General features: G+C 53.5%; 21 protein-coding genes and 1 other annotated feature. Of the genes, 6 read left to right on the top strand and 15 right to left on the bottom strand.

The window, feature by feature from the left end; genetic code table 11:
- Positions 1-215: 215 nt before the first annotated feature.
- From AC6I8A_RS08715 to AC6I8A_RS08650, 14 genes are all read right to left on the bottom strand, one after another.
- Entirely contained in the window at positions 216-674 is a 459-nt protein-coding gene (locus AC6I8A_RS08715; RefSeq protein WP_008102952.1) for an NlpC/P60 family protein, read from the bottom strand.
- Positions 675-743: 69 nt separating this feature from the next.
- Positions 744-1,490 carry a vitamin B12 ABC transporter ATP-binding protein BtuD gene (gene btuD, locus AC6I8A_RS08710; RefSeq protein ID WP_497818320.1) on the bottom strand — a complete coding sequence of 249 codons (747 nt, stop codon included), beginning with the start codon at positions 1,488-1,490 and terminating at the stop codon, positions 744-746.
- Positions 1,491-2,036, bottom strand: a complete 546-nt coding sequence (locus tag AC6I8A_RS08705) for a glutathione peroxidase (RefSeq protein ID WP_256696318.1) — start codon at positions 2,034-2,036, stop codon at positions 1,491-1,493.
- 39 nt (positions 2,037-2,075) lie between these two features.
- Positions 2,076-3,059: a vitamin B12 ABC transporter permease BtuC gene (gene btuC / locus AC6I8A_RS08700; protein WP_256696317.1), complete on the bottom strand. Its 984-nt coding sequence runs from the start codon at positions 3,057-3,059 to the stop codon at positions 2,076-2,078.
- Between the two features lie 90 nt (positions 3,060-3,149).
- A complete protein-coding gene (locus AC6I8A_RS08695) occupies positions 3,150-3,524 on the bottom strand; it encodes a DUF2502 domain-containing protein (RefSeq protein WP_265296935.1) in 375 nt (124 codons plus the stop codon).
- A gap of 190 nt (positions 3,525-3,714) precedes the next feature.
- Positions 3,715-4,017: an integration host factor subunit alpha gene (gene ihfA, locus AC6I8A_RS08690; RefSeq protein WP_007892687.1), complete on the bottom strand. Its 303-nt coding sequence runs from the start codon at positions 4,015-4,017 to the stop codon at positions 3,715-3,717.
- A 4-nt stretch (positions 4,018-4,021) separates the two neighbouring features.
- Positions 4,022-6,409 carry a phenylalanine--tRNA ligase subunit beta gene (gene pheT / locus AC6I8A_RS08685; RefSeq protein WP_497818319.1) on the bottom strand — a complete coding sequence of 796 codons (2,388 nt, stop codon included), beginning with the start codon at positions 6,407-6,409 and terminating at the stop codon, positions 4,022-4,024.
- A 14-nt stretch (positions 6,410-6,423) separates the two neighbouring features.
- Entirely contained in the window at positions 6,424-7,407 is a 984-nt protein-coding gene (pheS, locus tag AC6I8A_RS08680; protein WP_256696314.1) for a phenylalanine--tRNA ligase subunit alpha, read from the bottom strand.
- Positions 7,408-7,478: 71 nt separating this feature from the next.
- Positions 7,479-7,604, bottom strand: a sequence feature (Phe leader region).
- Positions 7,555-7,599: a pheST operon leader peptide PheM gene (gene pheM / locus AC6I8A_RS08675; RefSeq protein ID WP_106120997.1), complete on the bottom strand. Its 45-nt coding sequence runs from the start codon at positions 7,597-7,599 to the stop codon at positions 7,555-7,557. Its footprint overlaps the feature before it by 45 nt.
- 116 nt (positions 7,605-7,720) lie before the next feature.
- The gene (gene rplT, locus AC6I8A_RS08670; protein WP_007892678.1) at positions 7,721-8,077 is read right to left on the bottom strand and encodes a 50S ribosomal protein L20; all 357 of its coding nucleotides are present in this window, start codon (positions 8,075-8,077) and stop codon (positions 7,721-7,723) included.
- A 94-nt stretch (positions 8,078-8,171) separates the two neighbouring features.
- The gene (rpmI, locus tag AC6I8A_RS08665; protein WP_004157374.1) at positions 8,172-8,369 is read right to left on the bottom strand and encodes a 50S ribosomal protein L35; all 198 of its coding nucleotides are present in this window, start codon (positions 8,367-8,369) and stop codon (positions 8,172-8,174) included.
- 99 nt (positions 8,370-8,468) lie between these two features.
- The gene (gene infC, locus AC6I8A_RS08660; RefSeq protein ID WP_036647992.1) at positions 8,469-9,020 is read right to left on the bottom strand and encodes a translation initiation factor IF-3; all 552 of its coding nucleotides are present in this window, start codon (positions 9,018-9,020) and stop codon (positions 8,469-8,471) included.
- The gene (gene thrS, locus AC6I8A_RS08655) at positions 9,016-10,953 is read right to left on the bottom strand and encodes a threonine--tRNA ligase (RefSeq protein ID WP_007892653.1); all 1,938 of its coding nucleotides are present in this window, start codon (positions 10,951-10,953) and stop codon (positions 9,016-9,018) included. Before thrS ends, infC begins: the two co-directional genes overlap by 5 nt.
- Before the next feature lie 245 nt (positions 10,954-11,198).
- Positions 11,199-11,960, bottom strand: coding sequence for a DUF481 domain-containing protein (locus AC6I8A_RS08650; protein WP_256696313.1), 762 nt, complete (start codon positions 11,958-11,960; stop codon positions 11,199-11,201).
- A gap of 331 nt (positions 11,961-12,291) precedes the next feature.
- On the opposite strand from AC6I8A_RS08650, the gene ghoS reads away from it, so the two are divergent.
- Together ghoS and AC6I8A_RS08640 are read left to right on the top strand one after the other, a co-directional pair.
- Entirely contained in the window at positions 12,292-12,582 is a 291-nt protein-coding gene (gene ghoS, locus AC6I8A_RS08645) for a type V toxin-antitoxin system endoribonuclease antitoxin GhoS (protein WP_497818318.1), read from the top strand.
- An 89-nt stretch (positions 12,583-12,671) separates the two neighbouring features.
- On the top strand, positions 12,672-13,565 hold the full coding sequence (locus AC6I8A_RS08640; protein WP_497818317.1) for a fructosamine kinase family protein: 894 nt from the start codon (positions 12,672-12,674) through the stop codon (positions 13,563-13,565).
- Positions 13,566-13,569: 4 nt separating this feature from the next.
- Here AC6I8A_RS08640 and AC6I8A_RS08635 read toward each other — a convergent pair whose 3' ends face one another.
- A complete protein-coding gene (locus AC6I8A_RS08635) occupies positions 13,570-14,106 on the bottom strand; it encodes a YniB family protein (protein WP_256696310.1) in 537 nt (178 codons plus the stop codon).
- 142 nt (positions 14,107-14,248) lie between these two features.
- On the opposite strand from AC6I8A_RS08635, the gene hxpB reads away from it, so the two are divergent.
- The 4 genes from hxpB to AC6I8A_RS08615 all read left to right on the top strand — a co-directional run bounded on the left by hxpB (position 14,249) and on the right by AC6I8A_RS08615 (position 17,417).
- Complete coding sequence (gene hxpB / locus AC6I8A_RS08630; RefSeq protein ID WP_497818316.1) at positions 14,249-14,917, top strand: hexitol phosphatase HxpB; 669 nt, start codon at positions 14,249-14,251, stop codon at positions 14,915-14,917.
- Positions 14,918-15,074: 157 nt separating this feature from the next.
- On the top strand, positions 15,075-15,911 hold the full coding sequence (gene kduI / locus AC6I8A_RS08625) for a 5-dehydro-4-deoxy-D-glucuronate isomerase (protein WP_154152503.1): 837 nt from the start codon (positions 15,075-15,077) through the stop codon (positions 15,909-15,911).
- A 13-nt stretch (positions 15,912-15,924) separates the two neighbouring features.
- Positions 15,925-16,686, top strand: a complete 762-nt coding sequence (kduD, locus tag AC6I8A_RS08620) for a 2-dehydro-3-deoxy-D-gluconate 5-dehydrogenase KduD (protein ID WP_256696307.1) — start codon at positions 15,925-15,927, stop codon at positions 16,684-16,686.
- A 140-nt stretch (positions 16,687-16,826) separates the two neighbouring features.
- Positions 16,827-17,417: a metal-dependent hydrolase gene (locus AC6I8A_RS08615; protein WP_497818315.1), complete on the top strand. Its 591-nt coding sequence runs from the start codon at positions 16,827-16,829 to the stop codon at positions 17,415-17,417.
- Positions 17,418-17,560 lie beyond the last annotated feature (143 nt).

Genomic DNA, 17,560 nt, shown 5'->3' with positions numbered 1-17,560 from the left:
TTACGCCGATTTAAGCCGCAAATAATACTTAAGCCAAATAAGCCGGGGTTAATATCCATACCAATTAAATAAATTTAGCTTTATTAATAGTATTAAATCGATGGCGGGTAAAGTGCCATTCTAAATGATAGTTAAATATCGGCACGATTCGGAATTAATTCAGGGTGAGATAACCTTTCTTTTTCCGCGTCTTTATTAAGCGATATAAGCACTATTTAGATGCGACGCGCCTGCCAAAATACTTTGCGCCAGTAAACGTTATCCAGCGAAGAGCGGATCACACCCTGGCTGGTCGAGGCGTGAATAAAGGTGTTGTCGGTATCGTAAATACCCACGTGTAAACCGTTTTCTCCACTGCCGGTTTTGAAGAACACCAGATCGCCAGGCAGCAGATCGCCTTTGTCGATGCGCGTACCAATGTCGGTTTGGTCAATGGTCGAGCGCGGCAATTGCATCTCAAATTTATCGCGGAAGGTCAGGTAGACGAAGCCGGAACAGTCCACGCCACCGCGGCTTAACCCGCCGTAGCGATACGGCGTTCCGCGCCAGCGGCTCAGCTGATCGTTAAGTTGGGCAATCACGGTGATGGAATCAGACAGGCGACCATTAGGCGGCGGCGCATGGTGGCTACAGCCCGCCAGCAACAGTGCCAAAATCAAAATTGTCAGCCGCATCAGCCTTTTCCTCTCTCCCTCGTCCGGCTGACACTTTAGCGGCAAAGCGCCACGGCACGCAATCCTCTGTCAGGGAATAAACAGTAGCGGGCCTTGTGCAGTATCGATTTGTTCAAACGGGGTTTGGTAAAGCGGCGCTAATTGCGCAGCGGTCAGCACCTCGCGGGCGCGGCCCTGACGTACCACCGAGCCTTGATGCATTAGCCACACGCGATCGGCGTGACGCAGGCTGTGATTGAGGTCGTGCCCGCTGGCAACAATTGCCAGGCCGCTACGGCACAGTTCGGCCAGCAACTTATCAACTACGCGCTGTTGCGCCACGTCGAGAGCGCTCATCGGCTCATCCAGCAGCAGCAGTTTGCCGCGAGGATTGATCGCCGGATGTACCTGTAACAACACGGCAGCCAGCCGCACACGTTGCCATTCACCGCCAGAAAGCTGCGTCAGGCTGCGCGTCAGCTTATCCTGCAGAGCTAACTGCGCGAACACATCCAGTAAAACGCGGTCCGTTTCTGCCGTTTGGGCGGAGATATGCATGCGTAAGTAATGCCACACCGGCATTGGTCCCGGCGCCATCTGCTGCTGCGGCAGCCAGCCGCGCAACTGAGCCAATGCCGCACCGTTTAACGTGGACAGCGGGGCACCATCCAGCACAATGCGGCCCTGACTCGGCAACAAACCGGACAGCACGTTGAGCAAGGTACTTTTGCCCGCACCGTTCGGCCCCACCAGATGTACTAACTCACCGGCGTTAACGCTAAGTTCAACGGGAGCCAGCCGCCCTGCGACGCTGACTCCCTGACACTGCAATAGCATTTACTCGGCCAGCGCCTGCTCTACACTTTTCAGGATGATGGGATCGTCCGGCGTCATATCCGGTGAGAAGCGCGCAATCACTTTGCCCTGCTTATTAATGAGGAACTTCTCGAAGTTCCACAGGATATCGCCTGGCGCTTTCGGCGCGCGGCCTTTGCTCTCCATGCGCTCAAGGAAACCGCTGCCTTCCGGGCGTTGCGCCACTGGCTGCGCCGCCGTCAGCTGCGCATAGAGCGGATGACGATGCTCGCCGTTGACGTCAGTTTTATCGAACATCGGGAAAGTCACGCCGTAGGTGGTGCTGCAGAAGGTTTTGATCTCTTCGTTGCTGCCCGGCTCTTGCTCGAGGAACTGATTGCACGGGAAGCCCAGCACGCTGAAGTTCTTATCCTGCCAGGCTTTCTGCAGCGATTCTAACTGCTCGTACTGCGCCGTCAGGCCGCATTTTGATGCCACGTTCACCACCAGCAGCACCTTGCCTTCAAAGGCGGCCAGCGAGGTTTTTTCACCGTCCAGCGTCACCAGTTCTGTTTGATAAATGCTCATAGTCGATTCCTGTTGTTAATAACACGTTGCCAGCCAAAGCTAGCGCGAAGACTTCACTAATAACACGATAAACAGCGGCGCGCCGAGCGTGGCGGTTACCACGCCAATCGGCAGTTCGGCGGAGGTTAATACCAGCCGCGCAATAATATCCGCGCCCAGCAGCACTGCGGCACCGGCTAAAGCCGCCGCAGGCAACAAATAACGATGATCGCTGAAACCGCTGAGACGCAACAAATGCGGGATCACCAGACCGACAAAGCCGATTGCCCCCGCCATCGCCACGCTCACGCCCACCAGCCAGCCCATCGCCAGCACCAGCAGGTTGCGCCACAGCAGCAGCGGTAATCCGAGCTGACGCGCCGAGGTTTCGCCCAGCGCCAGCAAATTCAGCGTGCGCGCGGTAGCGATCAGCAGCAGCGTAACCGGCAGCAGCGCCAGCATCATCCAGCCATAGCGCCAGTCGATGCCGCTAAAACCGCCCATCATCCAGTACATCAGCTGGCGCAGATCGAGGCTGGTGCTAAAGTACACCGCCCACGTCATGATGGCGCTACAGATAATGCCGAGCGCCACGCCGGTCAACAGTAAGCGGCTTACCGACAGTTGTTTGTGGGCGAAGTGCAGCAGAATCAGGGTGATCAGCAGTGCACCGGCCATTGCCGCCAGCGCTAAGCTCCATAACGAACCGTTGCCAAGCATCACGCCCAATACCAGACCAATTCCTGCCCCATTCGACACACCCAATAAGCCGGGTTCCGCCAGCGGATTATTGAACAGTGCCTGCATCACCACGCCGCACACTGCCAGCGCCGCACCCACCAGCAACACCGCCAGCGTACGCGGCATGCGCAGCTGCCAGACGAACAGATCGCCTTGCGCCGAAAACCATTGTGTTGGGGAGATCCAGCTGTCACCGGCCGACAGGCTAAGCCCAATGAGCAGCAACAGCAGCGCACTGAGTGTGATGAGCCAGCGCTGGCTGCGGCGGTTTGCCTGGGAAGCAAGCTGATCCAGCAGAGTCATAGATAAGATTGGCTGAGAAAACAGAGATTTGATTGTAGTGGGATTACAGCAAAAAGAAAGCGGCGCTGTGGAGGCGCCGCTGGAGAAGCATTACTGATGCGGGGGAAGCGGCTGACCGTGATTATCACGCTTCTGCTGATTATCATGCTGGTCGTGATGCTGCGGTTGCGGCTGTCGCTGTGGCTGACGTTTGTCATCCCGATGCGGCCCATTGCCCGGATGCTGCGCCTGCCAGCCGTTACCGTTCCAGTAACCGTGCGGACCTTTGGTGCCAATGCGCTGGTTATGGTGCTGTTTCCACCACGTTGGCGCACGCCAGTCGTAACCATCCCAATAGTAGCCACGCTTATCCTGATCGCCGATATGCACCGAAACGCCCGGCGTGTTGATGTTGACGGAAACATTGGCGCTAGCCAGCAGCGGCATGCCTAACAGGATGCTTAATAAAAATGCTGTCTTTTTCATTATTCAAACCATTTGCTATGTGATGGCGCTGTTATAACAAAAGTGTTGATGCCGTCACTATCGGTGAGGACCGATTTTCGCCTTATTTTCCGGATGCTTACGAAATCCTTACAGCGTGGATAAATCGTGTAGAACGACCAAATTTAAGGCAAAAAAAAGGCCGCTAAGCGGCCTTTTTGTCGTACTGAAATTAGTCAGCATCCTTGGGTGTCGCGTTCTCGACGCGACTTTTCAACTTCTGTCCCGGACGGAATGTCACCACTCGGCGCGCGGTGATAGGAATATCTTCCCCCGTCTTCGGGTTACGGCCCGGACGCTGGTTTTTGTCACGCAGATCAAAATTACCAAATCCGGACAGTTTTACCTGTTCTCCGTTTTCCAACGCGCGGCGAACCTCTTCAAAAAAAAGTTCTACCAACTCTTTGGCATCGCGTTTGCTCAACCCGAGTTTTTCAAACAGGTACTCTGACATTTCAGCTTTTGTAAGCGCCATAGGTTCAATCCCTCAAGGTTGCCTGGAATCGCTCTTTTAATGCCGCAACGCATTTGGCAACGGTCGCGGCAATCTCCTCTTCTTCGAGTGTCCGGCTGGTATCCTGCAAAATCAGGCTAATCGCAAGGCTCTTTTCACCCTCGTTCACGCCCTTACCACGGTACACGTCAAACAAGTTTACGCCAACTACCTGATTTACGCCAACTTTCTTACACTCCGCAATGATATCTGCTGCAGGCACGTTTTCAGCCACCACAACGGCGATATCACGACGGTTTGCCGGGAAGCGGGAAATCTCGCGCGCATCAGGCAGGACGCGGTCTGCGACCTTATTCCAAAGCAGTTCAAACACTAAGGTGCGCCCGTTAAGATCCAGCTTACGTTCCAGCTCTGGATGAACCACCCCGATAAATCCGATTCGTTCGCCGCGTAAATAAATTGCGGCGCTTTGTCCTGGATGCAGCGCCGGATTGGCTTCCGCACGGAAGGAGATCTCATCAAGTTTACCGGTCAAATCCAGCAGCGATTCTAAATCGCCTTTCAAATCATAGAAGTCAACCGTCTGACGCGCCAGATCCCAATGCTCTTCATAGCGATTACCGCTTAAAACGCCGGCCAGCATAAGATCCTGACGGATACCCAGATCGGCCTGTGTATCAGGAACAAAGCGCAAACCGCTCTCAAACAGGCGTACGCGGCCCTGCTGACGGTTTTGGTTGTACACCACAGCACCCAGTAAACCGGTCCAGAGCGACAGGCGCATGGCCGACATATCGCTGGAGATCGGGCTTGGCAAAATCAGCGCCTCTTCGCCCGGATGCAGCAACTGCTGCATTTTTGGATCGACGAAGCTGTACGTAATCGCTTCCTGATAGCCCTTATCCACCAGCAGATTTTTCGCACGCTTCAGCGACAGGTCGGCTTCACGATGTTGCGTCATGATCAGGCTGGCTTTCACCGGCACATCAGGAATGTTGTTGTAGCCGTAAACGCGCGCCACTTCTTCGACCAGATCTTCTTCGATGGCCATATCGAAACGCCAGCTTGGCGCCACGGCTTGCCACTCGCCTGCACCGACCGTCACTTCACAACCGAGACGCGTCAGGATGTCAGTAACCTGATCGTCAGCAATCACGTGACCAATCAGGCGATCAAGCTTTTCACGGCGCAGCGTGATGGTGGCGCGTGGCGGCAGCGCGCTCGCGTCAGTTTGATCGATGACCGGGCCCGCTTCGCCGCCACAGATGTCGAGCAGCAGTTGCGTCGCGCGTTCAATCGCTTTGTGCTGCAGCGCCGGATCGACGCCACGCTCATAACGATGTGATGCGTCAGTATGCAAGCCTTGACGGCGTGCGCGGCCGGTAATCGCCAGCGGATCAAAGTAGGCGCATTCGAACAGCACGTTCTGCGTCTCTTCATTCACACCTGAATGCTCGCCACCAAAGATGCCGCCCATCGCCAGCGCTTTGTGGTGATCGGCAATCACCAGCGTGTCGCTGCTGAGTTTGGCTTCGGTACCATCCAGCAGCGTCAGGGCTTCGCCCTCTTCTGCCATACGCACCACGATGCCGCCGTCGATACGGTCGAGATCAAAGGCGTGCATCGGCTGGCCAAGCTCCAGCAGCACAAAGTTGGTGATATCCACCACCGGATCGATTGAACGAATACCGCAGCGACGCAGCTTTTCTCGCATCCACAATGGTGTAGCGGCTTTGACGTTAATACCTTTCACCACGCGGCCCAGATAGCGCGGGCACGCGGCGGTGGCATCGACGCGAATCGGGAAAGTGTCGGTGATGGTGGCTTTTACCGGCTCAATGGCAGGCGCCGTCAGCGGCAAACCGTTCAGTACCGCTACATCACGCGCAACCCCGATGATGCCCAGGCAATCGGCGCGGTTTGGCGTGACGCTGATTTCAATGGTGTTGTCATCCAGCTGCAGATAGCTGCGGATGTTGGTACCAATGGGCGCATCGGCTGGCAGCTCGATAATGCCACTGTGATCGTCGGAAATACCCAGCTCAGAGAAGGAGCACAGCATGCCTTCAGAGGGTTCGCCACGCAGTTTTGCCGCTTTGATTTTGAAATCGCCCGGCAGCACAGCGCCAACGGTCGCCACTGCGACTTTCAGGCCCTGACGGCAGTTTGGCGCGCCGCAGACGATATCCAACAGACGATCGCCACCGACGTTGATTTTGGTGACGCGCAGCTTGTCGGCGTTCGGATGCTGGCCGCACTCAACCACTTCACCCACCACAACACCGTTGAAAGCGCCGGCAACCGGATCTACGCCGTCCACTTCAAGGCCGGCCATGGTGATTTGCTCAGACAGCGCAGCGCTGTCAAGGGCTGGATTTACCCATTCGCGTAACCAGAGTTCACTGAATTTCATTGGATAACCTGCCCTTATTTAAATTGTTTGAGGAAACGTAAATCATTTTCGAAGAAGGCGCGCAGATCGGTCACACCGTAGCGCAGCATGGTGAGACGCTCCATGCCCATGCCAAACGCAAAGCCCGAATAAATTTCCGGATCGATGCCAACATTGCGCAACACGTTCGGGTGCACCATGCCGCAACCCAGCACTTCCAGCCACTTGCCGTTTTTACCCATCACATCCACTTCTGCGGACGGTTCGGTGAACGGGAAGTAAGAAGGACGGAAGCGAATTTGCAGATTCTCTTCGAAGAAGTTGTTCAGGAAATCGTGCAGCGTGCCTTTCAGATTGGTAAAGCTGATGTCCTTATCGACAATTAAACCTTCCATCTGATGGAACATCGGCGTGTGCGTCTGATCGTAGTCGTTACGATAAACACGGCCTGGCGCGATGATGCGGATCGGCGGCTGCTGGTTTTTCATGGTGCGAATCTGCACGCCTGAGGTTTGGGTGCGCAGCAAACGCGTGGCATCGAACCAGAAGGTGTCGTGATCGGCACGTGCCGGGTGATGGCCCGGAATGTTTAGCGCATCAAAGTTGTGGTAATCGTCTTCAATTTCCGGACCTGTCACTACCGCGAAACCCAGTTCGCCGAAGAAGGTTTCGATACGGTCGATCGTGCGGGTCACCGGATGCAAGCCGCCATTCTCAACGCGGCGGCCAGGCAGCGACACGTCGATGGTTTCCGCAGCCAGACGCGCATTCAGCTCGGCGTTTTCCAGCGTATCTTTGCGCGCGGTAAGGCGATCCTGCACTTGCTGTTTAGCATCGTTGATGACCGCACCCGCTGCCGGGCGCTCTTCTGCTGGCAGTTCACGCAGGGTGGTCATTTGCAGCGTCAGATGCCCTTTCTTACCCAGAAATTCGACGCGCACGGCGTCCAGAGCAGCGATATCCGCCGCCTCGTCGATGGCGGCCGTGGCACGAGCCACCAGGTCTGCGAGTTGGGACATGATTTCCTCTTCTTCCAGCCGGGCTGGTCAGTTCTCGTTGGGATCAGCTGATCCGATTAAGTGTCGCCAGAAACAAAAAAGCCTCCACGAGGGAGGCTTTTAGCGCGATTTTTCGTTTCTTTTCTTATGCGCAAAAGCCCCTGATGTTCAGGCGCTAAAGTAAAAAAAGAAACGGAAAATAGCAGCATTCATGCTTGCGTTACCTTGTCATATTTAGAAACCGCACTATTGAAATGCGCAGCGGCCAAAATGTCAATCTTTTGCGTGAGTTGCGGGTAATAAAAAAGGGAGCAAGCTCCCTTTTTCAACTGACTTACGCCAGAGCTGATTTTGCTTTTTCAACAAGTGCAGTAAATGTCACTTTGTCGAATACAGCGATGTCAGCCAGAATCTTACGGTCGATTTCAATAGAGGCTTTTTTCAGGCCATTGATGAAACGGCTGTAAGAGATACCGTTCTGACGAGCCGCAGCGTTGATACGCGCGATCCACAGTTGACGGAACTGACGCTTACGTTGACGACGGTCACGGTAAGCATACTGACCAGCTTTGATAACAGCCTGGAAGGCAACGCGGTATACACGTGAACGTGCACCATAGTAGCCTTTAGCTTGTTTTAAGATTTTCTTGTGACGTGCGCGAGCAATTACACCACGTTTAACGCGAGCCATGTGAGCTCTCCTATATCATATTCTGTGACGCCCTATTCCTTGCAAGCCAATGGCCAGTACGCAAAGTTTTCGGGCAAATTTATAAAAAACTTACTTATGCGTACGGCAGGCAGGCAATAACCAGACCCAGATCGCCTTTAGACACCATGCCTTTCGGACGCAGGTGACGTTTACGCTTAGTAGACTTTTTAGTCAGAATATGACGCAGGTTCGCGTGCTTACGCTTGAAGCCGCCAGAAGCGGTCTTCTTGAAGCGCTTAGCGGCGCCACGTACAGTTTTAATCTTTGGCATTTTTACAAATATCCACTTCGCATTGTTAATAAAATGAATCAGACAGGCGAATAAAAATCCGCACAACGCAAGCGATGCGCGGCTTCATTACTTGAAGGCCTACTGTTTCTTCTTAGGAGCGAGCACCATGATCATCTGACGACCTTCGATCTTCGAAGGGAAGGATTCGACAATCGCCAGATCCATGTCTTCACACAGATCTTTACGGACGCGGTTAAGCACTTCCATACCGATCTGCTGGTGCGCCATCTCACGACCGCGGAAACGCAGCGTGATTTTGGCTTTATCGCCCTCTTCCAGAAAGCGAATCAGGTTGCGTAGTTTGACCTGATAGTCGCCATCATCGGTACCAGGACGGAATTTGATTTCCTTAACCTGGATAACTTTCTGCTTCTTCTTCTGTTCCTTAGAAGACTTGCTTTTTTCATAAAGGAACTTGCCGTAATCCATGATACGGCAAACCGGCGGTTCGGCGTTCGGGCTGATTTCAACTAAATCTACGCCGGCTTCTTCAGCTTTCTCAATGGCTTCACGCAGGGTGACAATGCCAAGTTGCTCGCCGTCTACGCCAGATAAGCGCACTTCGGTAGCTCGGATTTCGCCGTTGATACGGTTCGGACGTGTTGGTTGTACTCGTTTTCCGCCTTTAATAACCTGTTTCCTCTAATTGGTGAAGATGTCGGCTGCGAATCTCTTGTTGCAGCTTCTCAACAAACACATCTACGTCCATGCTCCCAAGGTCTTTACCACGGCGGGTGCGCACGGCAACTTTGCCTGCTTCCACCTCTTTGTCACCGCAAACCAGCATATAAGGGACGCGACGTAATGTGTGCTCGCGGATTTTAAAGCCTATCTTCTCGTTTCTCAAGTCCGCTTTGACACGAATACCTGCATTCTGCAGTTTCTTTGTCAATTCGCTGACGTATTCTGACTGACTGTCGGTGATATTCATCACCACAGCTTGCACTGGTGCCAGCCAACTCGGGAAGAATCCAGCGAACTCTTCGGTCAGGATGCCGATAAAGCGCTCCATTGAACCGAGAATTGCGCGGTGAATCATCACCGGTGTCTGACGATCGTTGTTTTCACCGACAAAAGTCGCGTCCAGACGTTTTGGCAGGGAGAAGTCTAGCTGAACGGTACCACACTGCCAGGCACGGTCGAGGCAATCGTACAGGGTAAACTCAATTTTAGGGCCGTAAAAGGCACCTTCTCCCGGCTGATATTCGAATGGAATGTCATTCTCTTTCAGCGCTTCTGCCAAATCCACTTCCGCACGATCCCACATTTCGTCGGTACCGATACGCTTTTCCGGACGGGTCGACAATTTCACCACGATTTTTTCAAAACCGAAGGTGCTGTACATGTCGTAGACCATGCGGATACAGCTGTTCACTTCATCACGTACCTGATCTTCGGTACAGAAGACGTGAGCATCATCCTGGGTAAAGCCGCGTACGCGCATCAGACCGTGCAAGGCACCTGATGGCTCGTTACGATGGCAGCTACCAAACTCCGCCATACGCAGCGGCAGGTCGCGGTAGGATTTCAGACCCTGATTAAAGATCTGAACGTGGCCTGGGCAGTTCATCGGCTTGATGCAATATTCACGGTTCTCTGAAGAGGTGGTGAACATTGCTTCTTTATAGTTCTCCCAGTGCCCGGTTTTTTCCCACAGCACGCGGTCCATCATGAACGGACCTTTCACTTCCTGGTAGTCGTACTCTTTCAGCTTGGTACGCACAAACACTTCCAGCTCGCGGAAGATGGTCCAGCCGTCATTGTGCCAGAACACCATGCCCGGAGCTTCTTCCTGCATGTGGTAGAGATCAAGCTGCTTACCGATCTTACGGTGATCGCGCTTCGCCGCTTCTTCCAGACGCTGCAAATAAGCAGCCAGCTGCTTTTTATCCGCCCAGGCCGTACCGTAAATACGCTGCAGCATTTTGTTGTCGCTGTTGCCGCGCCAGTAAGCCCCGGAGATTTTCTGCAGTTTGAAGTGATGGCAGAAACGCATATTCGGCACGTGCGGACCGCGGCACATGTCGATGTATTCTTCATGGTGATACAGGCCAGGACGATCGTCGTGGCTGATGTTCTCGTCAAGAATGGTGGTTTTGTAGCTTTCGCCACGCTCAGCAAACACGTCACGTGCTTCCTGCCAGCTCACCTTTTTCTTCACCACATCGTAGTTGCTTTCAGCCAGCTGGTGCATACGCTTTTCCAGCAGCTCAAGATCTTCCTGGGTTAAGGTGTGTTCCAGGTCGACGTCATAGTAGAAACCATTATCGATCACCGGGCCGATAGCCATTTTGGTGTTGGGCCACAGCTGCTTGATCGCATGCCCTAACAGGTGTGCGCAAGAGTGACGAATGATTTCTAAACCAGCGTCGTCTTTAGCGGTAATAATCGCGACCTGAGCGTCCTCGGTGATCGGATCAACCGCATCAACCAACTCGCCATTCACGCGGCCCGCGATACAGGCTTTCGCCAAACCCGGTCCAATATCCAACGCAATATCCATCACGCTGACCGGACGGTCAAAGCTGCGCTGGCTGCCATCAGGAAGAGTAATTACTGGCATTTCATATCCTTAATTGCAGTGGTAAGCCACACGAAAGCCTACATGCAAAATGAGTTTTGTAGTGTGTAACCCGGCGTGATGTCAGACCCACGTTGTCGGAATGACGCCAGGAATGTAAAGCGGCGATGATAATAGCAGCTTTCGCCGCCGATCAAAACCCGTGCGGAAATTCGCTAAGCTAAAGAGAAATAAAAAAAACCGCTGCGAGGCACAGGCCTGGCAGCGGTGATTCACATCCGTCTCGCTTACATTGAGTATGAGAGCTGGATTGTGGTTTTGGTATCGGTACGATCCGGCGCAGATTCTGGCGGATTGTTGTTCCAGGTCACGTTGTAGCCTAGTTTCAACGCGAAGTGAGCATTGATGGCCACCTGCAGTGCAGTCTCTGAGTTCAGCGTGGTGTCTTCACCGAAGCTGCTCAGCACAGAAACACCCTGGATAAATTTGGTGGTATCTGTCAGCTGCCATTGATAGCTCACTGCGCCATAACCCAATGCTTTGGTTTCATGGCCGCCTTCATGGAAATCGTCGTAACGCACACCCGGACCGAATTCAGCACGCAGTGAGTGAACCGGACCATTGAGGATCTGACGACCGTAACCGGCGGTCAGTACATCACGTGAGTCATAACCATTGAAGCGGTCGCTCAACCAGCTCGCCTGACCAAACAGGTAATCGGCGCTGTTGAGGTTATAACGGCTACGGCCACCGATGTTGTAGGTCTCAGATGAACGCTCATCATTAGAGGAGTTGTTCGAAGCGTTACCCCACAGGCTCAGTGCGGTATTGGTTTGGTACCACGTCATATTGGTAGCCGCACTCAGCGAAGAGCTGGTGGTGTTACCGGTTTGAGCCAGGTAACCCGCTGACGCACTGCCTTCAAACGGTTGTTTCGCCGTTGAAGGGTCATCCATGGAGGTGAAAACGGCGTTATCTGCAAATGCCTGGTGACAAAATGCTCCAGCAGAGAGCAATAAAACAGCGGACAGCTTGTTAAAGGCTTTCATTAAAAGTAACCCGTACGACAGTTTAAAAAACGAAGAGTCTGAAGCGTTTCTCCGGTCAATCAATGCAATTTACCGTAAGTTTTGTAAAAAATTATGTACCCGCAAAAAAAGCCTGGAAAGCCGCTGGACCGCTCTTTTAATGGGACTTTTCCCATTTTCGCTGCGCATTATAGGGGGCAATTACTTAAATAGCAGCTCAAAAACCAGAAGAATTTTCTGAACTTTTTTGACAGAGCTTTACCCGCCATTTCTTCTGATAAATCGCCTAAAATTCGCTCTATCTTGCCCGCTGGTCTACGCTGAAATCTGTTCGATAACAATGAGGTGAATAATGAGTGACCATGATGTCAAACGTTACATTGTCACGTTAAAGTATCAGGAAAATGGACTTGGCGACCTGCAGTCAGTGAATAGCGCCATGATCAATGGCGGATATAGCACCACCTTAAGTGATGATGAAGGTCATCCGCATGAGTTGGGCACCAATAGCTTTGGCATTGTCAGCGCGTTAGAGGAGCATGAAGTGGCGGAGCAAACCGCGGGATACGCGCAAGTCGCGCTCGGCCAAAAACCTGAAGTCAGCGTCACCACGCTAGAGGCATTTTTGAAAGAACAACCCTGACGCAGTGCAAAAAACGGCATCGACGCCAGGTTTGCTCAGGTTTTGCGCGTTACAATCGAATTCACGCAGCGAACAAAGAGGATTACCCGATGTGGTCAGCCATTAGTCGTCTGTTAAGCGAGCACGCCGGTGAGGCTGAAATCACCGACCGTCAGGAACTTCCCGGTGGCGATGTCCATCCCGCCTGGCGTATCCGCTATGGCGAGTTAGATGTGTTCGTCAAATGTAACACCCGCGACATGCTCACCTTGTTTAGCTGGGAAGCCGATCAACTCGACCTGCTGGCGCGCACGCAAACCGTTCGCGTACCGAAGGTGTATGGCGTCGGTAACGATCGTGATACCAGCTTCCTGCTGCTGGAATATATTCCACCTCAACCTTTTACCGATCGGAGTGCCTTCCAACTCGGCCAGCAGTTAGCCCATCTGCACCAATGGAGCGAGCAGACGCAATTTGGTCTGGATTACGACAACAACATCACCACTTCACCGCAGCCGAATAGTTGGTTACGCCGCTGGTCGGTATTCTTTGCTGAGCAGCGCATCGGCTGGCAGCTGCAACTGGCTGCGGAAAAAGGCGTGCACTATGGCGATACCGAGCTGATTGTCGATTGCGTGCAGCACACACTTGCCAACCACCATCCGCAACCCTCTTTATTACACGGCGATTTGTGGCCCGCCAACTGCGCTGGCAGCGCAACCGGTCCGTGGCTGTTCGATCCCGCCTGCTATTGGGGCGACCGCGAATGCGATCTCGCGATGCTGAGCTACTACGCCGATTTACCGCGCCAGATTTATGATGGCTATCACGCGGTTTGGCCACTGGAAGACGGATTTTCGCAGCGTCAGCCGGTTTATCAGCTCTATTACCTGCTCAATCGCGCCAATGTGTTCGGCGGCAACTGGACCGGCGAAGCGCAGTTCGCTATCGGCCAGTTGTTGGATGAAGACGTGTTGGGAGAACGTCAGGCCAGACCGGCCTGACGCGTTACAGCATGCCGAGCAGCTTCAGTACAAAGTAGCCAGCGATAGCGATAATGATCGGCAGGATGTAGAGCGGAAAAATCTGCAAGAAAATGGTGTGACGTGGCATATGGATTTTCTCTTCCAGCTGCGCTCGCGTACGCCCTTCACTGCCTTTAGCCTGTTCCATGATCAACTGATCTTCAATGCCCTCTTTAATATGGCGCGACTGACGCCACATCCGTGCACCCGAAGCCTGCAGCGCAATCCCAACAAAAATCAGGATGTAGATCAGCCAAAAGCCGATATTCGCGCCGCCATTAAACTCCGGCACCGGCGAGTTCTGCCAAAATACATCAAGGAACGGCGTATTGAACTTCACCATGTCGACCATAACATGGACAAAATCGAGCATCACGGCATCAATGCCTGGCTGCTTTTCACTGTGCTTAAACATAAAGCCCAGCAGCGAAATAAGGGTGGATAACAGTGCTGGTATAAAAATCACCCAGCCAGCCACTCGCTTAAGGATGGCGATGCGGCCAGCCTGTTGGTAAGTCATGGTGTCTCCCTGAACCGATATTAGTTTTGCCTAAGTCTACCTGCACTACTGCAATTTTTCCTGAAAAATGCGTGGCCTGCCGCAAGTCGGCTTTCTCCGGCACTCGTGCTAAGGTAAGCCAAATTTCCAAGGGAGCAGTTGTATGTCATATCGTCGTCCTGTATTGGCCGCCATCTTTGATATGGACGGATTGTTGATCGACTCAGAACCGCTGTGGGATCAGGCGGAATTGGATATCTTCGCCAGCCTTGGCGTTGATATCACCCGGCGTCACGAGTTGCCCGATACGCTGGGTCTGCGTATCGATCAAACTGTGCGCATGTGGTTTGAAGCGCTGCCGTGGAACGGCCCTGCTCAGCAGGAAGTCACCCAACGCATCATCGCCCGCGCGTTGGCGCTGGTGGAAGAGACGCGTCCGCTGCTGCCCGGCGTGGAGCAGGCGCTGCAGCTGTGCCAGCAGCAAGGTTTGAAAATCGGCCTCGCCTCCGCCTCGCCGCTGCATATGCTGGAGCGCGTCCTGGAGATGTTTGACCTGCGCAAATACTTTGATGTGCTGGCGTCTGCGGAAGCGCTGCCGTACAGCAAACCGCACCCGCAGGTCTATCTCGACGCTGCCGCCAAACTGGGCATCGATCCGCTTAACTGCGTGACGCTGGAAGATTCCTTCAACGGCATGATTGCCACCAAAGCCGCACGCATGCGCTCGATTGTGGTGCCAGCGGCCGATCATCGTGATGATGCGCGTTGGGCGTTAGCCAATGTGATTATTGATGATTTAACCCAGCTCAAACCCGAGCATCTGCACGGTTAACCGCAGCCCGCTTATCGCGGGCTTTTTTGTGCAATTTGATCGCACACACAAATAAATAAAACATCGTTTCATTTTTATTGAATTCACATCCCATCCTACTTAAGATGCCCAAAGACCCGCATCGGGACCACTTCCTTTGACTCTTAAGAGGCCTGAGATGGACATTCGTCAAAGCATTCATAGCGAACATGCCAAAACACTGGACACTGACGGCCTGCGCCGTGAGTTTCTGATCGACAAGATTTTCGACGCCGACAATTACACCCTCACTTATAGCCATATCGATCGCATCATCATCGGCGGCGTAATGCCGGTGCAGAAATCCGTGACCATCGGCCACGAAGTGGGTAAACAGCTGGGAGTTAGTTACTTCCTCGAGCGCCGCGAGCTCGGCGTAATCAACATCGGTGGGCCGGGACTGATTGAAGTGGATGGCAATACCTGGGAGATTGGGAATCAGGAAGCGTTATATGTCGGACAAGGCGCGCAGAGCGTGATTTTCCGCAGTAGCGATGCTAATCATCCGGCGAAGTTTTACTACAACAGCGCGCCGGCACACACTCATTATCCGGACAAAAAAATCACCCTCGCCGAGGCAGTGAAAGCCACGTTAGGCGATGCCGCCACCTCGAATCGCCGCACCATCAATAAATTCATCGTGCCCGACGTGTTGCCAACCTGCCAGTTAACCATGGGATTAACCCGCCTTGATGACGGCAACCTGTGGAACACCATGCCGTGTCACACTCATGAGCGTCGCATGGAGGTCTACTTCTACTTCGATATGGCCGACGACAGCGCCGTGTTCCACATGATGGGCCAGCCGCAGGAGACGCGTCATCTCTTAGTTCACAACGAGCAGGCGGTAATTTCACCTAGCTGGTCGATTCACGCGGGCGTGGGAACGCAACGCTATACCTTTATCTGGGGCATGGTGGGCGAAAACCAGGTATTCGATGACATGGACCACGTCGCCATCAGCGCGCTGCGCTAACAAGGAGCGGATCATGATACTCAACGCATTTAATCTTGCAGGCAAAGTCGCACTGGTCACCGGCTGCAATACCGGTTTGGGACAAGGTATGGCGCTGGGTCTGGCGCAGGCAGGATGTGACATAATTGGTGTCAATCGCGCCGGGCCGGATGACACGCAGGCCAAAGTGGAGGCGTTAGGCCGCCGTTTTTGGTCGATTCAGGCCGATCTGACCAAACCGTCCGTTGTGCCGCACATTGTTGAACAGGCGGTGGCGCAGGCCGGTCGCATCGACATTCTGGTTAATAACGCCGGCATCATTCGCCGCGAGGATGCACTCAACTTCAGCGAACAGGATTGGGATGATGTAATGAACATCAACAGCAAAAGCCTGTTCTTCCTGTCGCAGCAGGTCGCGCGTCAGTTTATCGCGCAAGGCAACGGTGGCAAGATCATCAATATCGCCTCGATGCTGTCGTTCCAGGGCGGCATTCGCGTGCCTTCTTATACCGCATCAAAAAGCGCGGTGATGGGGTTAACCCGTCTGATGGCCAACGAATGGGCCAAGCACGGCATCAACGTCAACGCCATTGCACCAGGCTACATGGCCACCAATAACACCGAACAGCTGCGCAGCGATGAGTTACGCAACGAGGAAATTTTAGGCCGCATTCCATCGGGTCGCTGGGGCATCCCGGATGACATGATGGGCCCGATTGTGTTCCTCGCCTCTAGCGCCTCCGATTATGTGCAAGGTTATACATTGGCCGTCGATGGCGGATGGTTAGCGCGCTAAGCTAACCCGTTATTTTCCCGCGTCATTGTGACGCGGGAAAGTGAAAAATATTAACGCTTCGTTACAGCGTCACCATTCTCATTCACTGGATAAATCCCTATACTGGATGCATCGACAGTTTTATGCAGCCAGGTTTCATCATGACGGCCGAAGGCCATATCATTTTTGCCATTGCCAGCGCCATTTTTGCCAAGCGCGCGGAGCTGACGCCAGTCCTGGCCAGCGCCGATTGGTGGCATTTAGTGCCTGCTGCGCTGTTAACCTGCCTGCTGCCCGATATCGATCACCCTAAATCCGTGTTAGGCCAGCGATTAAAGTGGCTATCGCATCCCATCGCCCGCGCCTTTGGTCATCGCGGTTTTACCCACAGTTTGCTGGCGGTAGCGGTGGGCTTGTGGCTATTCCAGATCAATGTGCCCGCCGACTGGTTTCTTCCCGCCGATGTGCTGCAAGGCATGACGCTCGGCTATCTCAGCCATATTTTCGCCGATATGCTAACGCCCGCTGGCGTGCCTTTACTGTGGCCTTGCCGCTGGCGCTTCCGTTTGCCCATCCTGAAGAGCCAGAAAGGGAACCAGCTGGAGCGCGCACTTTGCCTGGCGCTGGTCGGTTATGCGTTGTGGTTCCCACCTGGCATGCCCTCTTTTGGTGCCAACGGCTGGCCGGAACAATTGTTCAATACGCTACAAAATGGCGTCGGTCGGTTGGTTAATGGTCAAAACGGTCAATAACCAGTCGAATCAAGCGATATAGTTATAAAACATTCTTTTTGGGTATAAGCCCGCCCCACGCTCAACTGATAACATTCTAAATATTCCCTAACGGGGACTTACTGTTTTACGTGCCATCCCAGGGCGATGGCACGTCACACTCT

The sequence above is a fragment of the Pantoea sp. X-Soil-ISGK-275 genome (genome assembly GCF_059730795.1).
The sequence above is the reverse complement of the archived record's forward strand: the minus strand, read 5'-3'. Positions and strand labels throughout refer to the sequence as shown.